16 protein-coding genes are annotated in these 18271 nt (G+C 62.4%); 7 read left to right on the top strand and 9 right to left on the bottom strand.

Annotated features, from left to right (window positions below; translation table 11 throughout):
• Positions 1–330 precede the first annotated feature (330 nt).
• The 3 genes from RIB52_RS03570 (at position 331) to RIB52_RS03560 (ending at position 4311) form a co-directional block, all read left to right on the top strand.
• The gene (locus tag RIB52_RS03570; RefSeq protein WP_350172972.1) at positions 331–2511 is read left to right on the top strand and encodes a GTA baseplate fiber-binding domain-containing protein; all 2181 of its coding nucleotides are present in this window, start codon (positions 331–333) and stop codon (positions 2509–2511) included.
• 16 nt (positions 2512–2527) lie between these two features.
• Positions 2528–2992 (top strand): DUF2793 domain-containing protein, encoded by a 465-nt coding sequence (locus RIB52_RS03565; RefSeq protein ID WP_350172970.1) that lies wholly within the window; start codon positions 2528–2530, stop codon positions 2990–2992.
• Positions 2993–3165: 173 nt separating this feature from the next.
• Positions 3166–4311 (top strand): OmpA family protein, encoded by a 1146-nt coding sequence (locus tag RIB52_RS03560; protein ID WP_350172968.1) that lies wholly within the window; start codon positions 3166–3168, stop codon positions 4309–4311.
• 226 nt (positions 4312–4537) lie between these two features.
• Here RIB52_RS03560 and RIB52_RS03555 read toward each other — a convergent pair whose 3' ends face one another.
• The 7 genes from RIB52_RS03555 to RIB52_RS03525 form a co-directional block, all read right to left on the bottom strand.
• On the bottom strand, positions 4538–6157 hold the full coding sequence (locus RIB52_RS03555; protein WP_350173157.1) for an MFS transporter: 1620 nt from the start codon (positions 6155–6157) through the stop codon (positions 4538–4540).
• A 73-nt stretch (positions 6158–6230) separates the two neighbouring features.
• Positions 6231–6929, bottom strand: coding sequence for a 7-cyano-7-deazaguanine synthase QueC (gene queC, locus RIB52_RS03550; RefSeq protein ID WP_350172966.1), 699 nt, complete (start codon positions 6927–6929; stop codon positions 6231–6233).
• 52 nt (positions 6930–6981) lie between these two features.
• Positions 6982–7440 (bottom strand): hypothetical protein, encoded by a 459-nt coding sequence (locus tag RIB52_RS03545; protein WP_350172964.1) that lies wholly within the window; start codon positions 7438–7440, stop codon positions 6982–6984.
• A 40-nt stretch (positions 7441–7480) separates the two neighbouring features.
• Positions 7481–8389, bottom strand: coding sequence for an Hsp33 family molecular chaperone HslO (gene hslO / locus RIB52_RS03540; protein WP_350172962.1), 909 nt, complete (start codon positions 8387–8389; stop codon positions 7481–7483).
• 70 nt (positions 8390–8459) lie between these two features.
• Complete coding sequence (gene argF, locus RIB52_RS03535; protein ID WP_350172960.1) at positions 8460–9413, bottom strand: ornithine carbamoyltransferase; 954 nt, start codon at positions 9411–9413, stop codon at positions 8460–8462.
• Positions 9413–10612: an aspartate aminotransferase family protein gene (locus tag RIB52_RS03530; RefSeq protein WP_350172958.1), complete on the bottom strand. Its 1200-nt coding sequence runs from the start codon at positions 10610–10612 to the stop codon at positions 9413–9415. The genes argF and RIB52_RS03530 overlap by 1 nt, the downstream gene beginning before the upstream one ends.
• 167 nt (positions 10613–10779) lie before the next feature.
• Entirely contained in the window at positions 10780–11532 is a 753-nt protein-coding gene (locus tag RIB52_RS03525) for a cold-shock protein (RefSeq protein ID WP_350172956.1), read from the bottom strand.
• A gap of 291 nt (positions 11533–11823) precedes the next feature.
• Between RIB52_RS03525 and RIB52_RS03520 the strand changes: the two genes are divergently transcribed.
• Entirely contained in the window at positions 11824–12258 is a 435-nt protein-coding gene (locus RIB52_RS03520; RefSeq protein ID WP_350172954.1) for a protein tyrosine phosphatase family protein, read from the top strand.
• Positions 12259–12265: 7 nt separating this feature from the next.
• Here RIB52_RS03520 and RIB52_RS03515 read toward each other — a convergent pair whose 3' ends face one another.
• Positions 12266–13720 (bottom strand): amidohydrolase, encoded by a 1455-nt coding sequence (locus tag RIB52_RS03515; RefSeq protein ID WP_350172952.1) that lies wholly within the window; start codon positions 13718–13720, stop codon positions 12266–12268.
• A 71-nt stretch (positions 13721–13791) separates the two neighbouring features.
• Between RIB52_RS03515 and RIB52_RS03510 the strand changes: the two genes are divergently transcribed.
• From RIB52_RS03510 to RIB52_RS03500, 3 genes are read left to right on the top strand one after another with little or no spacing between them, the layout of a single operon-like run.
• On the top strand, positions 13792–14199 hold the full coding sequence (locus tag RIB52_RS03510) for a hypothetical protein (protein ID WP_350172950.1): 408 nt from the start codon (positions 13792–13794) through the stop codon (positions 14197–14199).
• The gene (locus RIB52_RS03505) at positions 14199–15158 is read left to right on the top strand and encodes a sterol desaturase family protein (protein WP_350172948.1); all 960 of its coding nucleotides are present in this window, start codon (positions 14199–14201) and stop codon (positions 15156–15158) included. The genes RIB52_RS03510 and RIB52_RS03505 overlap by 1 nt, the downstream gene beginning before the upstream one ends.
• 22 nt (positions 15159–15180) lie before the next feature.
• Positions 15181–16770 (top strand): GMC family oxidoreductase, encoded by a 1590-nt coding sequence (locus tag RIB52_RS03500; protein ID WP_350172946.1) that lies wholly within the window; start codon positions 15181–15183, stop codon positions 16768–16770.
• Between the two features lie 143 nt (positions 16771–16913).
• Here RIB52_RS03500 and amt read toward each other — a convergent pair whose 3' ends face one another.
• Positions 16914–18263 carry an ammonium transporter AmtB gene (gene amt / locus RIB52_RS03495; protein WP_350172944.1) on the bottom strand — a complete coding sequence of 450 codons (1350 nt, stop codon included), beginning with the start codon at positions 18261–18263 and terminating at the stop codon, positions 16914–16916.
• Positions 18264–18271: the final 8 nt, after the last annotated feature.

Raw genomic sequence — 18271 nt, 5'->3', positions numbered from 1 at the left:
GGACTGCGTAGGGCTCGTCGCAGCATGCCTCCGCGAGATCGGCAGGGAACCTTTCGCTCCCTCAGGCTACGGCCTACGCAACCGCACGATCGACCGTTGGATAAGCTGCGCAAGGCGTTCCGGACTAGCGGAGGTCGCCGATGCCCCCCTACCGGGAGACATCGCGCTTGTCTCGCCTGCCGTCGCGCAGCATCACCTGATCATCATCGATCATGACTGGCGCGCCATTCACGCCCATGCCGGGCTAAGACGCGTGGTAAGCGAGCCACTTGGGCACGCCTTTCTATCCATCATTCATTGGCGGCTTTTGCCGCGGAAGGAGGCGGGCTTATGGCGACACTAGTCCTCACGGCGCTCGGCACGGCCGTCGGAGGGCCGATAGGCGGTGCCATCGGTGCGGTGCTCGGGCGACAGGCGGATCAGGCCGTCTTCGGGAGCGGCAACCGCACAGGGCCGCGCCTTAAGGAACTGGCCGTTACAACCTCGAGCTATGGTCAGCCGATCCCGCGCCAATTCGGGCGAATGCGAACCGCAGGAACGATCATCTGGGCGACCGATTTGGTTGAAACCCGATCGACGGAGGGGGGCGGAAAGGGACAGCCTTCCACGACGACTTACAGCTATTCGGCCTCCTTCGCCGTCGCTGTTTCGAGCACGCCGATCAGCAAGGTCCAACGCGTCTGGGCCGACGGGAAACTGCTGTGCGGGTCGGCTGGCGACCTGAAAGTCGAAGGCTCAATGCGAACCTATCGCGGCTTCGGAGACGATCCGGTCGATCCACTCATTGCAGCGGACACAGGCAGCGACGCACCCGGTTTTCGCGACTTTGCCTATGTGGTCTTTGAAGACCTTAAGCTAGCCGATTTCGGCAACCGGATACCCGCCCTGACCTTCGAGGTCATCGGGCAGGATGAAGATCGTGTAAGGATGGATAGAATCCTGCCTCAGATCGCATCGGAAGCCGAGGGTGTGCTCGTGCCGCACGCCCGGGGCCTGGTCGATGAAGGCGGGCCGATCGCTAGCACCTTTGCGGCGATCGACGAGGTCTATCCGCTTGCAGTCTCGCTGGCGGGAGATCGCGTGCGATTATCGGCCCAGGCCGAAGTGCCCGACCCTATTCCCTGTTTGGCCGAAGAACTTGCGTCAGCTCGAAGGGGCCGTGATATCGAGCGTCGAAAACACCGCGGAGATCGACTCGATCGGCAACCGATGGCATTACGTTATTATGACGAGGCGCGCGATTACCAGCCTGGCGTTCAACGTGCAGTTGGAGAGCGGCCCGAGGGTCGCGAGAACATAGTCGACCTGCCCGCGACCCTGCATGCGGATGATGCGAAAATCCTCGCAAACGCCAATGCGAACAGGGCAAGATGGACGAACGAGCGCCGTTCGTGGCTGTGCAGTGCGCTCGATCCAGCGCTTGGCCCCGGCAGCATCGTGTGCCTGCCCGATGCCGCCGGAGCATGGATAGTCAGGACTTGGGAATGGTTCGAAAGGGGAATTGAGCTGGGGCTGGAACGGCTTCCTCCAGACTTCGACGATAGGGCGCGGGGTGATGCCGGGTCCATTCTACCCGCGCAGGACCGGGAGATCCCCGAGACCTTGCTCGAGGCGTTCGAATTGCCGCCGGACGGGTCAGGCGCAGCGGATTGGCCGTCTGTTTACATTGCCGCTTCCGCTTCAAGCTCAGCTTGGCGTGGAGCGACGATTTTCGCCGAGCGGGGCGATAGTCTGACCGAAATCGGCAAATCCGGCTCTGCGCGTGCTACGATCGGAACACTTGCCGAAGACCTTCCTGCATCGCAATTTCATGTGATGGACCATGGCACTTCGCTCATGCTCGAGGTGCATAACGAGGACAGCTTCTTTCCCACCACCGACTTTATGGGGCTGGCGAATGGGGCGAACAGGCTCCTGGTCGGCGGAGAGGTCCTACAATATCTGTTCGCCGAGCGGACAGGCTCGACGGAATGGACATTGAGAGGCCTTCTGCGTGGTCGGGCGGGAACTGAGCATCTCGCCCTTACGATGCACTCGGCTGGTAGCCCGGTCATTCTGCTGGACGACGCGCTGGTCGCGATCGACCCTTCGAGGGTCGGGACAAGCCCCGGAATCCGCTTCGCCGCGATCGGAAGTGGAGACGCGGCGCCGGTGTTCGCTTCGCTTCGGAGCAGCGGTGCATCGAGGAGACCCCTTGCCCCCGTACACCCCAAGATTTCGCTCAAAGGGGATGAAACCTGGCGCTTTGGTTGGACCCGGCGGGCACGGGGACAATGGCACTGGGACGACTGGATCGACGTGCCAATGGTGGAAGAACGAGAAGAATATCTGGTGGGTTATGGGCCGGAGGCAGCCCCCTTTTCGAGCTGGCTGACCCAATCGGCACATATCGACTTCTCACCGGCATCTCGTGCGGCCCTGCTCGATGCGCACGGCTCGGCCGATCTGTGGGTCAGGCAATCCGGGACCTATTCGAAATCACCGGCACTGCGGCTGGGCCGATTCTTTTGACTATGGGAGACAATCCGTGAGCGAGCCGATCATCTATCCTTCCCGTACCGACGCCCTTGGACTCCCTCTTCTTTTCGCGGGGCAGGCGCAAAAAGAATTCTTCATAAACGAGGCCATGTTTCTGGTAGACGCCGTCATATGGCGGACAGTGGAGGCTGCGCTCGATACGCCGCCTGCCGATGCACCCGAGGGTGCCTGCTATCGGATCCTGGACGGTGCCCTGGCCGATTGGAGCGGCAGGGACCATTCGATTGCCATTAGGATCGGTGCGGGATGGCATTTCATATCGCCTAGCAAAGGAATGCTTGTGTTCGACCGGATGCGTCAATGCTGGTACCACTTCAACGGCATCTGGAGCTGCGCGAACGAAGTCACAAGTCCGGAAGGTGGAACGGTCATCGATGTCGAAGCCCGGGCGGCGTTGTCGCAGCTTATCGATGCACTGAAGCGGCTGGGTATACTTTCTGTAGAGGCATCTTGAGCGGCCTTTTCATGAAATGACGACCGGTTCCTCCGAAGCACTGAACTGCGGGAAAATTCCGCGCTCATAGAGGCTTTCTTGCAACAGTTTGCCACGATTGACCGCTTGCCTCGCATCGGCGGAAAAGATAGAGAGGCGGCGTGCCTCAATGCAATAAAAAGGGGAATGTTAGAATGCGTAAGATCGTCATTGGTATGGCGATGGCTTCGACAGCGCTCTCCGCACCCGCCATGGCCCGCGAAGGGCAGTGGTACATTCAGGGTGACGGTGGTGCCATGATCGTCGAAGACATCTCTTTCGATGTGGACGGCAATCCTGGAGATGCTCAGGCCGATCTGAGTGAGGGCTATGATTTCGGGGCCGTTGTCGGTTACGACTTCGGTGCATTCCGCCTCGAAACCGAAGCCAGTTATCGCGCCGCCGATCTCGAAGAGCTTTCTGCCGGGGCCGCCGGCCTTCAGGTGGCAAATCCTCCGGGACCTCCCGGGACCGTTGTCACTCAGCAGACACTGCCGGCCAGTGGCGAATTCAACGCTCTGAGCTTCATGCTGAACGGCCTGTTCGATTTCGGCTCCGATGATGGCATTCAGGGCTTTTTTGGCGGCGGTGTCGGCATTGCCCGCGTCGATATGGAAGGCACGGTCGCTCTGAGCGGACCGGGCGCATTCGACGATTCGGATACTGGTCTCGCATGGCAGCTTCTCGCGGGCGTTCGCGCTCCCCTGAACGATACATGGGACGTCGGCCTGAAGTATCGCTACTTCAATGCCGAGGATGTCAGCCTGATTGATGTGCGTGGACTTCCTTTCGAAACCGATCTGAGCTCGCATTCGATCCTGGGCACGATTACTTACAATTTCGGCGGCGAAGAGCCGATGGCACCGCCGCCGCCGCCGCCTCCCCCCCCGCCGCCGCCGCCCCCGCCACCGCCGCCGCCCCCGCCGCCTCCCCCGCCGCCGCCGCCGCCGTGCAACACCGGCCCGTACATCGTCTTCTTCGATTTTGACGAATCGATGATCACGGCTGAGGCGGCTACGATTCTTGACAGCGCGGTGACCGCTTATGCGAATTGCGGCACGGCAAACGTCATGCTGGCAGGCCACACGGACCGCGCCGGCAGCGTGAGCTACAACATGGCCCTCGCTGCTCGCCGCAACGACTCGGTTCGCGAGTATCTTGGAGGCAAAGGTATTCCGGACGGCCGCATCACCAGCGAAGCCTTTGGCGAATCGCAGCCGCGCGTGCCGACCGCCGATGGCGTGCGGGAAGCGCAGAACCGTCGCGTCGAGATCACTTACGGTCCGGGCTCGGGCATGTAAGCTCGATCAGCTGAACAAACAAAGGAGGGCCGGAGCAATCCGGCCCTTTTTTTGTCCGTTACGCCTTTGTTTTCGGCGTGCAAACTTCCGCGCGAATGCGCCACTCCCCCGTTCTCGTTTCGCTTGCTGGCGACCGCGTTCGAACTTCCCGGATAATGGTTGGTGGGCAGAGGCGATCAGTCGATGAGGGCAAGGCAAACCTGTAACCTCGACGCCCAATGTACCTTCAAGGCTCACCGGCCGCCTTCGCCCGTTCTGCGATCGTGGCAGCTGCGTTCGGCACCAATTTCGCGGCCGTAAGCAGCAGACCGAGACCGATTGGCGTAATCCAGAGCGTAGCGATCACACCGGCAGAGAGGTCGCCAGCGTTCCTCGCCGACACATACCCCGCCAGATATGGACCGAGCGCAAGCCCGACCAGCGTGGTTGCTAGGAAGAAGGTCGCTGTAGCAGTTCCGCGCATACGGGGCAGGACCAAGGACTGGCTGGTCGCAGCCGCTGCTCCAAGAGCCGACGCGGCGAGAGCACTCACCACAATATTCAGGCCCACGAACAAGGTCCAATTACCTGTCGTGTATTGCATCACGGCAAAAGGGATTGGGCTCAGCAAGCCAAAGACTATCACCCATACCCGGCCGGCAGCCGTGCGTTCGAGAAGGGCATCGGCAAGTCGGCCTCCGAGAATGACGCCCAGGAACCCCCCAACCGCTCCGCCACCACCAAGAAGGAAACCAAGTTCGGATTTCGAAACATCGAGAAAGGAGCGTTCCGCATAGGGCGCGCCCCAATAGGAGGCGGAATAAGCCATGAACGCCACCGTCCCGTACCCGAGGATTGTACAGAGAAAGGCTGGCGAGCCCCAGGTCAACGCAAAGGTCGGGTAATCCCGCAAACGCAGCGCACTGGCCCAACAAAACACGGCATAATATCCGATTGCGAGCAAGAGCCATTGGTCCGTGATCGGCGGCAAAGCGACGCCTGATGCGTCACCTAGCATGACCGTGATAGCACCCGCACCCGAGCGGAGAGTGATCGTCAAAAGGTGCGCGACAAGAATTGCGCCGACGAATACGACGATGTTAAGTAACAGGCTTCGCCACCCTCTTGCCGCCGCCCCGAAGAAGGTGAAGCCTGGTATGATCGTGTAAAGCTCTTGTACGAAGCCCCTAAAGGGGTGGGGATCTTCCGGAGTGGTCAAGCCATCAATCGCACCCCTCATCGGCTCTCTCAAGGTGGCAACCCAGATAGCGAGAAGCAGGCCGGGCAATCCGACCGCCACAAAGGCCGCCTGCCAGCCGACAAGTCCGAGCACGGGATCGCCTTCGGGAAAGGCCCGATTCCAGCCATCGACTACGAAGCCCCCGATGGCGAGCGACACCCCCCCTCCGATGTAGAGTCCGGAGCTGTAGATCGCGAGCGCTGTTGCCCGCAAACGGGCGGGAAACCAGTCGGAAATGAGTGAGTAGGCAGACGGACTGGCGGTAGCCTCTCCGACACCGACGCCTATACGTGCGACGGAGAGCGTGGTCGCATCTCTGGCGAAGCCTGAAAGCGCGGTCATTCCCGACCACAGTGTCAAACCAAGGGTCATGAGACGTACACGTTTCCAGCTGTCGGCCAGCCGGCCGAGCGGAATGCCGAACAGGGCATAAAAGATCGCGAAAGCGGTCCCGTAGAGAAAGCCGAGATATGCGTCGTCGACACCTAGGTCGCGCTTGATGTCATTGGCGAGGATCGACAGGATCTGGCGGTCAATGAAGTTCAGGACATAAACGAGCACCAAAACACCCAGCGCATACCAGCTGTAAGCAGGTACGCGGTCGCTGGCCGCATCCTGCTGGCCCATCGCTTCTTCACTCAATTGATGATCCCCTCGACCTTTTATGGTTCTCATTCGGCGCATCGTCGCCGGTGCCGGATTACGCCGCATAACGTGTGCTATCGACTAGTCCAGCCTCGGCGAATCCCTTTTTCCGCAATCGGCAGGAATCGCACTTTCCGCACGCCAAACCATCCCTGGTCGGATCGTAACAGGACCAGCTCCAGCCAGGATCGAGTCCATGCCGCGCGCATTCCCGCGCGATGTCGGCTTTGGTCATGTGTTGCAGCGGCGCATGAACGGCGACACCACCGCGCTCAAGGCCTGCCTTGGTGCCCAGCCGTGCAGCCTCGGTAAAGGCATGGATGAATTCCGGACGACAATCGGGATAGCCCGAATAGTCCAGCGCGTTCACCCCGATGAAGATATCCCCCGCCCCCCGCGCTTCGGCAAACGCCGTCGTCAAAGCAAGAAAGACAAGATTGCGGGCGGGAACATAGGTGACGGGAATATCCTGCCCCACTCCAGCCTTGGGCACCTCGATTGCGTCGGTCAGCGCGGACCCTCCGAACTTGCGCAGGTCGAGCGCAATCTCGACCTGCTCGGCCAATCCCAGTCGGCTCGCAATCCGACGCGAGGAATCCAGTTCGATCCGGTGACGCTGACCATAATCGATTGTCAGCGCATGCACAGTAAAGCCCCGCTCCTGCGCGATTGCGGCGGTGATCATGGAATCGAGCCCGCCCGACAGCAGCACGACCGCCACCGGACTTTTCTCATCGGTTGCCGAAATCGTCATGGCACGGCTCTAGCGGTCGCGCTGCGCAGGGGAAAGGCGCAGGCGCGCTCGTTTAGCAGGATCCGGTGCGCCGCGCTTCGGCGGAAAATTCGAACGGCAGACCCGAGGCGATTCCCTGACTTTCGATCTGGACCAGCGCGTTGGTCTCGCGTCGGATATTCGTTCGACCGTAGCCATTTCCCGGACAGGTATACTGGACGGTTACCTCTGAGGGCTGATCTTCCACGACGAAGCGGTTGCAATCCCGGCCTTCATGACGAAGTTGGATGAGTTCTTCACCGCTTCGCACGCACACTTTCCGTTCCGCCGATCCATCACGCGGCTTGATTGTCCACTCGCCCCGGGCGAGGTTATCCAGCATTGCGAGACCGTCTCCTTGCGCCGCCGCAGGAAGGGCGAAGCCGAGCAGCAGGACGATGAGAGCGAAAACCCATCGGCGTAAGCTGTAAAATGCCTTTGATGTCATTACTCCGCCCTTGCGCAACGAAGACCCGTCCACTTGCACATTCATGCAATTGCACGCCCAACCGTGCAAAATTAGCGGCGAACTGCTATAGTTCAATGGCGAACTCACGCGAACAAAAGGCGCAGTCAACAACGATCTTACCGCTCTCGTCCTGCATCGCGCGCTGCTCTTCGATCGGGAAACGTGCAATCACCGAGGCATAGTAATCGCCGCTGCAACGGCAACCTCGCGCGAGCGGGGCCCCCGGCTCGACCCGGATTTCCTCTTCCTCGCTGAAGAGGCGCCATGCGATCGCCTCCATTGAGAGCTCGGTATCGAGCAATTCCTCGTGGCTTATCGTCGATGCCAGCGCAAGGACATGCTCCCAATCGGGATGGTCCATCCGAACATGGAGCCTCTCGCGGCCCTCCTCTCCATCAGGCAGGTGCTGTACCAATAGGCCGGCGGCGACTCTTCCTTCCGCCCCTGAACGGCTGGCGACCCGGATCAATGTAGGGACCTGTTCGGACTGGCTGAAATAGGTCTCGCAGGCTTCGGCTAAGGTGTCGCCTTCGAGCGGGACGATCCCCTGATAGCGTTGTCCCGCACCGGTCTCAAAGGTGATTGCAAGGTATCCTTCTCCAAACAGCGCCAACAGTCCCGGATTGGCGCCCAGCCCGGCAAGACCGTCTTCATCGAAATCGACGTAGCCACGCATCGACCCGGCGCGATAGTCGCAGACCAGTAGCGATACGACCCCGGCCTGGGTCTGCGCCTGCATCGTCAGCTGCCCGCCTTCATCCTTGAGCAAGCTGCCCATAAGGGCACCCAGCACCAGCGCCTCTCCGAGCAAATGCGTGATCGGGGGGGGATAATCGTGGGCGGAAAGGACGTCATTCACGACTCCGTCGAGCCGCACGCCTCGCCCTCGCGCACTGCGTCCCGGCAGAGTAAAGCCCAGCAACTTGTCGGAATAGGTCTCGGGAATTTCGTATGTCGATCGAGCGGTCTTCATGCCACTAATATGGGGCGTAGGACTGCTTGCGATAAGCCCCTTGGCCCATTTATCGCACCCCGCCTGAGATTTAGCCGGTCGGGCCCAGCAGCCTGAAGCACCATAGCAGGACGGATTTTTGCGCGTGGATGCGGTTTTCGGCTTCGTCGAAAACGACCGATTGCCCGCCTTCGAAAACATCCTCGGTCACTTCCTCTCCGACATGGGCGGGAAGGCAGTGTAGAAAGATGGCATCGGGCTTCGCCGCGCCCATCAACGCGGCGTCGACCCGGAAGGGCTCAAGAGCCTCCCGCTTTTCCGCTGCATCTTCCTGCCCCATCGAAATCCACGTGTCGGTCACGATCACATCCGCACCCCGGGCAGCCGCTTTGGCCTCCTCGAACAAAGTGACCTTCGCCCCTCCGCTGCGTGCCAGTTTTACGAACTCGGCTTCCGGTTCGTAGCCGGCAGGAGAGGCGACACGGACGTTGAACCTCATCAGCCCCGCCGCCTCGAGGATCGAGTGCAGCACGTTGTTTCCGTCCCCGAACCAGGCGAGCTCGAGGCCGGGCAGAGCCTTCCCGTGCTCGATAACGGTCAAAAGGTCGGCAACGATCTGGCAGGGATGCGAACGATCGGTCAGCCCGTTGATCACCGGCACGCTGGCATGGCGGGCCATTTCCTCGATCTTCGAATGATCGTCGGTGCGCAGCATGATCGCATCTGCCATCCGGCTGAGCACCCGCGCCGTATCGGCAATAGTTTCGCCACGGCCCAATTGGCTCGACCCGGAATCGAGAATGAACACGGACCCGCCAAGCTGGCGCATGGCGATATCGAAGCTCACCCGGGTGCGGGTCGAATTCTTCTCGAACACCATTGCGAGCACCCGGCCCTCGAGCGGGCGGTCGGAATCGGCGCGCCCTTTCGGCCAGTCCCTGCGCGCCGCCTTGCGGTCGATCGCATCGTTGATCATCGCCGCGATCGCATGCGCCCCGGCATCGCCCAGATCGAGGAAATGCCGCGCCCCCACAGTGCCGCCCATCAGGCAGGCTCGGGGATCTTGTAGCTCGCCGCACCGGCGGAAAGCTTGTCGAAGAATTCCTCGGTCTCGGCATCGCCGATCACCAACGGGGGGATGATGCGGATCGTGTTATCGCCCGCCGCCACGGTCAAAAGCTGGTGGTGATCGCGCAGGTGCACGAAGAACGGGCGGCTCTCGACCTTCATCTTCAGGCCCAGCATCAGCCCCTTGCCGCGCACGCATTCGAACAGTTCGGGATAATTGCCGATGAATTGTTCGAGCCGAGTGCGCAGGCGCTCCCCCTTCTCGCGGACTTCGGCGAGAAATTCCTCGTTCGCCACCGCTTCCATGACCGCGCTGCCCGCCGCCATCGCAAGCGGATTGCCGCCATAGGTCGAACCATGGGTGCCGAAGGTCATGCCGCGCGCGGCCTTTTCTGTCGCAAGGCAGGCGCCGATCGGGAAGCCGCCGCCAAGCCCCTTGGCCGTGGCGACGATGTCGGGCTCGATCCCGTAATGCTCGTAAGCGTAGAGGCGCCCGGTGCGCGCAACGCCGCACTGCACCTCATCCAGAACCAGCATCAGGTCATGTTCGTCGGCAAGGTCTCGCAGGCCGGTCATGAACTCCTGCGAGGCAGGACGGATGCCGCCTTCGCCCTGGATCGGCTCGACCAGAAAACCCGCGGTCTTCGGTCCGATCAGCGCTTTCGCCGATTCGAAGTCGTCGAATTCGGCATATTTGAAGCCGCCCAGCAGCGGCGAGAAACCATGATGCATCTTGGCCTGGTTCGATGCGCTGATCGTCGCCATCGTGCGCCCGTGAAAGGCGTTGGTGAAGGTGATCAGTTCATGCCGCTGCGAATCGCCCAGATCGCCTGCATTCTGGTGATAGGCGCGCGCGCACTTGATCGCGGTTTCCACCGCTTCGGCGCCCGAATTGGTGAAGAAGACGCAATCGGCAAAGGTGTTGTCGACCAGCGTCTGTGCGAGCTTTTCCCCTTGCGGACTGCCATAAAGGTTCGAGACGTGCATCAGGGTCTCGGCCTGCTTCTGGATCGCCCCGATCAGCCCGGGATGCGAATGACCGAGCAAGTTGACGGCGATCCCGCTCGCGAAATCGAGATAACGCGTACCGTCCTCGTCGATCAGGTGGCAGTGCTCTCCGCGCACGGGTCGCACGCCGCAGCGCGGATAGACGGGCATGAGGGGCGTGATGGACATTCTCTTATCCTGGTTCTTCAAGGTTCCGGCCCGCAGGTCTGAACAGCGCCCGGACCGGCAAAAAACAAACGGCGGCCCCACTTCGGGGCCGCCGCTCATCCAATAATTGTGCCGAAAGGGCAGGTCAAACGAGCATGGCAGCGAACGAGCCGCCCCCGACGACTTTCTCAGCCCTGAACGGGCACGAGGTTGACGGCGGAATATTTCCCGCGTCGGTCGACCTCGAGGTCGAATTCGTAACGCTCGCCTTCATTGATGGCCGTGAGCCCGGACCGTTCGACCGCGCTGATATGGACGAACGCGTCTGGTTGCCCATCATCGCGCACGAGGAAGCCGAAACCTTTCATCGAATTGAAGAATTTCACTGTACCTGTCGCCTTTTCGCCGGTCAGCTCGCGCTTGGGCGGGCCGCTCTGCTGCGGGGCGATGACTTCGCCCACGACCTGCAGGTCCTGCGCCGAAATCTTCCCGCCACGATCGACGAGGTTAAATTCGAGTTCCTGGCCTTCTGCGAGACCTTCCAGCCCGGCGCGCTCGACCGCGCTGATGTGAACGAAGACGTCTTCACCGCCGCCTTCTTGCTGGATGAAACCAAAACCCTTCTGGCCGTTGAAAAACTTGACCGTGCCCTTGCCGGTGCCGACGACCTGGGCAGGCATTCCGCGGAAACCTCCACCGCCGCCGCTGCCGCCGCCGCCGCGCGGACCGCGAGGTCCACCGCCGCCGCCGAAACGGTCCCCACCGCGATCGCCACCGCCAAAACGGTCGCCGCCGCCGAAACGGTCCCCTCCGCGATCATTCCCGAAGTCCGAGGGAGGAGGAGGAAATCCGTCCATACCCCCGCCGAAGGGATCGAAACCGTCTTCGCCGATTCCGTCGCGCTTGTCCCGCCCGCGCCGACGTCCTCTATCGTAACCCATAGTCCAGTACGTATCCTGTCACACTGCCCGCCCTCCAAAGCGAAGGCCGCGGGGACAGTGAGCCGCGTCCGACGCTGGTGTCCGCCCCGGGTGACGGGGAAGTCGCACCTGCTCTCGCGAGTCATAGCGCACAAAGGCCAAATTTGCGAACGAATTAACCCGACACCCCGTTCGTCGCGCAAAATTATGACATTTCCGAATACTCGCCCCCGCGATATCGCCTCGCTTGCACCGGCGATCGCGTTTCGGCATGGCCGAGCAATCATCGAGCAAGGCCGAGGGGACTGACACATGAGCGATTTCCGCACACTATCCGACGTCATGCTGGCAAGCCCGCAGATCGAGCCGGAGGATATCGCAGCGGCGAAGGATTCGGGCATCACGCTGATCGTCAACAACCGGCCGGACGGCGAGGACCCCGGCGCGCCGCAGGGCGAGGAAATCGAATCAGCGGCCAAGGCAGTCGGCATCGAATACCGCGCCATACCGATCGGGCATGCCGGTTTTTCGGAAGTCCAGGTCGCAGAGATGGTCGAAGCGCTGGAAGGGGCCGATGGGAAAGTGCTCGCCTATTGTCGCTCGGGCACACGATCGACTTTCCTTTGGGCGCTCGCCCAGGCAAAAAGCGGCGCGATGAGCCCGGAAGAAATCGCCGCCGCCGCGATGCAGGCCGGTTATGATGTCAGCCCGATCCGCCCGATGATCGACATGCTCGCCGCTCGCTGAGCGCGCCTTACCTGCGATAATCGAGCGGCGGGTCACGGTCGCCGAGCAGCGAGCGATATTCGTAATCGGCCCCGCGCGCAGCATCGAATTCGCCTCGCGCCGCTTCGCGCAGGTCCCTGTCGGTGAAGAGTTCGACCGCCATCAGCGTCATCGCCTTGGCCGCGACCTGCGTGCCCTTTATGCCGATCGAGTGACCGCTCGCCGCAACCGCCTGCCAGCTGTGCGCGCTTGTCCCCGGGACCCAGGTCGCGGTGCGAACGCCAACGGTCGGCGTCGCCCAGGAGACATCGCCGACATCGGTCGAGCCGTATCCGAGGCTCTTGCCATAAGGCTGGATCTCCATCGCGCTTTCGAGCGGAAGGGCGCTATCGCCAAGCGATTCGCGGACCTTTGCGGCCCAGTCGCGCTCCTCGGCCGAGTAAGTGACGCCCCCCACTTCGCGCAGCTTGGCATCCATCACTTTCGCCAGCGTCTCGTTCACGAGCAACGGGTTGTTGCCATGAATGACTTCCCACTCGACTTGGGTCCCCGTTCCCGTCGCAGCGCCGCGTGCGGCATTCTCGAGCCGCTCCCAGATTGCCTCTACGCCTTCCGGCTGGGGCGCGCGGACATAATAGAACACCTCGGCGAAATCGGGCACGACATTGGGTGCGTTCCCGCCACTGGTGATGACGTAATGCATGCGCGCGTCCTGTGGCATGTGCTCGTGCAGCATGTTCGCCATCATGTTCATCGCTTCCACCCCGTCGAGCGCCGAGCGCCCACGTTCGGGGGCCCCTGCGGCATGGGCGCTGATCCCGGTAAACCGGAACTTGGCCGAGCGGTTGGCGAGACTGGTCCGTGCCGCAGCGCTGTTTTCGTCGTCGCCGTGCCAGTGGATCGCGACATCGACATCGTCGAAAAGCCCGGCGCGGGTCATGTAGACCTTGCCCGAACCGCCTTCTTCGGCAGGCGTGCCGTATAGCCGGATGCGCCCCGGCGTGCCGGTTTCCTCGAGCCATTTCTTGACCGCGATCGCGGCGGTGAGCGAGCCTGCGCCGAACAGGTTGTGCCCGCAGGCGTGGCCGGCATGCTTGCCCTCGACGGGATCGCGAACCGCGCGCGCGGACTGGTTTATGCCCGGCAGCGCGTCCATTTCCGCGAGGATGGCGATCACCGGCCCGTCCTCGCCCCATTCGGCGACGAAGGCGGTGGGAATGTCGGCGATTCCTGCCTCGATGCGAAAGCCCTCGGCCTCGAGCTCGCTCTGGAGCAGTCCAGTCGAACGGTTTTCGAGATAGCCGACCTCGGCATAATCCCACAGCGCCCTGGCGACACGCGCGGTGCGGTCCTTTTCGGCCGCGACCAGTTCGACGGGATCTGGCCCGCGCATTGCGGGCGCGGCATCGGCGAAAAGCGGGGTGTGGGAAAGGACAAGCGCGGCGAGCGCGGTGGTGGCGAAGGTGGTTGCGACAAGCTTCATGGCAATTCTCCTCGCCGCGCTGCTTGCCGCTGGAGGCCTCTCGTGCCAAGCGCTCCGCCGAGATTTTGGCCATGGATATCCCCCCGCTCCTGCTTCAGACGTTGGGCTCGCTCGTCGCCATCCTCGCGCTCGCGGGGCTGGCGGCGCTGATGAAGCTCGGCGGCGAATCCAAGCTGGAAAGTCACGCCGACATAAGGCGCGCCGCGGGCGAAGTCGTCGACGGTTTCGAAGCGGTCGAGACGGCGGCGGCGCGCGACGGTTCAGCGGCGCTGGCACGCGACGCGGAAGCGAGAATCATGCTCATCAAGCGGCACGGCAATCGCTTTGCGGGCCGCGTGCTCACGTCGCAGGCCCGGGTCCGCCGTAACGGCGAGACTCTCGAAGTCGATTGCGGTGAGCGGCGTTTCGGCGTCGTATGCCTCACTCTTGACAATGCGGCTTCCTGGCAGGCGCGAAGCGATGCTATGGGCCATGCGTGATGCCCGATTTTTCGCCCACCCAATATGCCGTGCCGCTGTTCGTCATCGCGGTCCTTGCCGAGATGATCTGGGCGCGGCTGAAACGGCCCGAAGCCTATGAACCGAAGGACACGCTGGTCAGCCTCGCTTTTGGCCTGGGCTCGACCATGGCGGGCGCGCTGTTCGGCGGCTTCGCGCTCTATGTCTTCATCGAGGCCTACGAATACCGTGTCTTCGATTTCGGAGAAGCATGGTGGGCCGTGTGGTGGGCCTGGCCGCTGTGCTTCGTGCTGGACGACCTCAAGTATTACTGGGTCCACCGCGCCGGCCACCGCATCCGCTGGATGTGGGCGAGCCACGTGAACCACCATTCGAGCCAGCACTACAACCTTTCGACCGCGCTCAGGCAGAGCTGGACCGGTGCCTTCACCTTCGGATTCCTGTTCGCGATCCCGCTCGTCCTGCTCGGCTTCCATCCCGCGATGATCGCGATCTGCGGCGGGTTCAACCTCGTTTACCAGTTCTGGATCCACACCGAGGCGGTCGGCCGCATGCCACGCTGGTTCGAAGCGGTGATGAACACGCCCTCGCACCACCGCGTCCACCATGCGACCAATCCGCGCTACCTCGACCGCAATTACGCCGGTGTCTTCATCGTCTGGGACAAGCTGTTCGGCACGTTCGAGCCGGAACGCGACGACGAGCCGGTCCGCTATGGCATCATCAAGCAATTGGGCAGTTTCAACCTGCTCTGGGCCGTCTTCCACGAATGGATCGGCATGATCGGCGACATTATTCGCGCACCGTGGCGGCACAAGCTGTCCTATCTCCTGCGCGAGCCCGGCTGGAGCCATGACGGCAGCCGCGAGACCTCCGACATGATCCGCGAACGCTGGCGCGCGCGGTCCGGACAGTCTTCGACTTTCACTGAACCAGTGGCGAACCGAAACCCGATTGCGGAGCAAGGCGAAGCTGCTTAGTTTTCTCCGCAGAGGAGAAAACATGGAGACTTTCGATTACATCGTGATCGGTGGAGGCAGCGGTGGCAGCGCGGTTGCCGGACGCCTTGCCGTCGACGGAACGCGACGCGTCTGCCTGCTCGAAGCGGGCGGGCGCAACGACAATATCTTCGTCAAGACGCCGGGCTTCATGCCCTTCATCCCGCAGGCGTCGAATTACCGCTATGAAACGGTCCCGCAAAAGGGGCTGAATGGTCGCACCGGATACCAGCCGCGCGGGCGCGGGCTCGGCGGGTCCTCGGCGATCAACGCGATGGTCTATATCCGCGGCAACAAATGGGATTACGACAACTGGGCCGAACTGGGCTGCACCGGCTGGGCGTATGACGACGTGCTGCCCTATTTCCGCCGGTCCGAAGCGAACGAACGAGGCGCGAGCGATTATCATGGCGCAGGCGGCCCGCTATTCGTATCCGACCAGGGCTCGCCCAATCCCACTTCCGAAGCCTTCGTCGAAAGCGCCGCCGCGCTGCAATTGCGTAGGAACGACGATTTCAACGGCGAGAGGCAGGATGGCTTCGGCCTGTACCAGACCACCCAGCGCAACGGAGAGCGGTGGTCGGCGGCACGCGGCTATGTCGAGCCGATCCGCCACCAGGGCAATTTCGCCGTTCGCACAAATACCCTTGTCGACCGGCTCGAAATCGAGGGTGGCCGCGTGACAGGCGTGCGCGTCAGACGCGGCGGTCGCTCGGAAATGCTATATGCGCGGCGCGGCGTGATCCTTTCGGCGGGCGCGTTCAATTCGCCGCAGATCCTGATGCTGTCGGGGATCGGGCCGGCGCAGCACCTTAAACAGCACGGGATCGAAGTCGTGCTCGACCGCCCCGATGTGGGCTCCAATCTGCAGGACCATATCGACTATGTCTCCGGCTGGGAGACGGAAAGCGACGTGCCGCTGGGCGGTAGCCTAAAGGGGACGCTCAAGATGCTCGGCGCTATGGTCGAACACCGCCGCAAGCGGACCGGTGCGATGACGACCTGCTATGCCGAGGCGGGCGGGTTCTGGACGGTGATGCCGGACAGCCCGGCGCCGGACGTGCAATGGCACTTCGTCCCCGCCGTGCTGGAGGACCATGGGCGCGAAAAGGTCAAGGAACACGGGTTTTCGCTCCATGCCTGCGTGCTGCGCCCGGAAAGCCGGGGAACCGTGCGGCTCGGCTCACGCGACAGCGCGGCGGCTCCCGTGATCGACCCCAATTTCCTTGACGACGAGCGCGACATGGCGGTCCTGCGCGCGGGCGTGCGCCTGTCGCACCGCATCGCCGAAGCTCCTCCGCTGACCGATTTCGGGCCGCGCGACCGCCACCCGATCGACCTCGACGATGACGCGGCTCTCGATGCGCTGATCCGCGACCGCGCCGATACGGTCTACCACCCGGTCGGCACCTGCCGCATGGGCTCGGACGACGACGCAGTGGTCGATCCGACGCTCAGGCTCAAGGGGCTGGAAGGGCTATGGATCGCGGATGCGAGCATCATGCCGAAAATCGTGAGCGGCAACACCAACGCACCCTCGATCATGATCGGGGAACGCTGCGCCGATTTCATCAAGGCCGCCGAAGCCGCCTGACCGATCCCTGATCGCGCATGAAAAGAGGGCCGGAAGCGGTTAAACCCGCATCCGGCCCTTTTCAGTCGTCGTTCGCAGGAGGAACGAGGGGAGGCGGGGAAGGGAGAGAGGAGAGGAAACCTCCCCCGCCAAGCTGTTAAAAATCAGGCAGTTCGAGCAAATTCCGGATAGGCCTCCACCCCGATCTCGGCGATATCGAGGCCGGAGAGTTCGGTCTCCTCGCTCGGCCGGACACCCAAGGTGACCTGCAGGGCGAACCAGATAATCGCCGATGCGATGCCCACGAAGACGCCGGTCGCCGCCACGCCGATCGCCTGCACGCCGAGCTGCTCGGCGATCGAAAGCGTGACGCCGTCGACTTCGGACTGGGTGTTGAACGCCACGGCAAGCGTACCCCAGATCCCCGCAAACAGGTGCACCGGGATAGCGCCGACTACGTCGTCGATCTTGAGCTTGTCGAGCAGCGGCACCGTGTAGACCACGATCGCCCCGCCGATCGCGCCGATCAGAATGGATGACCCGACATTAGGCGTCAGCGGCTCCGCGGTGATCGACACGAGACCCGCCAGCGCGCCGTTCAAGGCCATCGTCACATCGGCCTTCTTGTAGCGCAGTTGCGTGAGGATGATGGACGTCACCACACCGCCGGCTGCGGCCATGTTGGTGTTCACGAAGATCTTGGAAACGTCGGAGACATCGCCGACGGTGCCCATGGCAAGCTGCGAGGCGCCGTTGAAACCGAACCAGCCAAGCCAGAGAATGAAAGTGCCGAGGGTCGCGAGCGGGATGTTCGAGCCGGGAAAGACATTCACCCTTCCATCCGCGCCGTAGCGCCCGGTTCGCGCCCCGACGATGATCGCACCGACGAGCGCGGCCCAGCCGCCGGTCGAATGGACCAGCGTCGATCCGGCGAAATCGGAGAAGCCCATCGCGTCGAGAAAGCCCGCCCCCCACTCCCAGCTCACCACGATCGGGTAGATCACGCCGGTCAGGACGGTGACAAATATAAAGAACGGCACAAGCTTCACGCGCTCGGCGACGGTGCCGGAAACGATGGAGGCGGTCGTCGCACAGAACACCATCTGGAAGAACCAGTCGGAGGCGACCGAATAACCTGTCCCGAGGTCCGCCGCACCCACATCCTGCATCCAGTAAGGACCGGTGAAGCCGCCGACATAGCCGTTGAAATCGCCTGGATAAGCGATGTTGTATCCGATGACCCAGAACATCAGGCCCGCGATCGAATAAAGCCCGATATTCTTGAGACACTGGGTCGACGTGTTCTTGGAGCGCACCAGACCGGCCTCGAGCATTGCGAAGCCCGCCGCCATCCACATCACCAGGAACCCGCCGATCATGAACAGCAGCGTGTTGAGAATGTAAGCCGTGCCCCCCGATACCGCATCAGCGCCGGGCGCAGCCGCGAAAGCGGGTTGGGCGATGGAGAGCGAGCCCGCACAAAGGGCGCTCGCCTTGAAAATGTATCGTGTCATGATGCCTG

Source organism: Erythrobacter sp., assembly GCF_040217515.1.
GTDB lineage: Bacteria > Pseudomonadota > Alphaproteobacteria > Sphingomonadales > Sphingomonadaceae > Erythrobacter.
The sequence above is the reverse complement of the archived record's forward strand: the minus strand, read 5'-3'. Positions and strand labels throughout refer to the sequence as shown.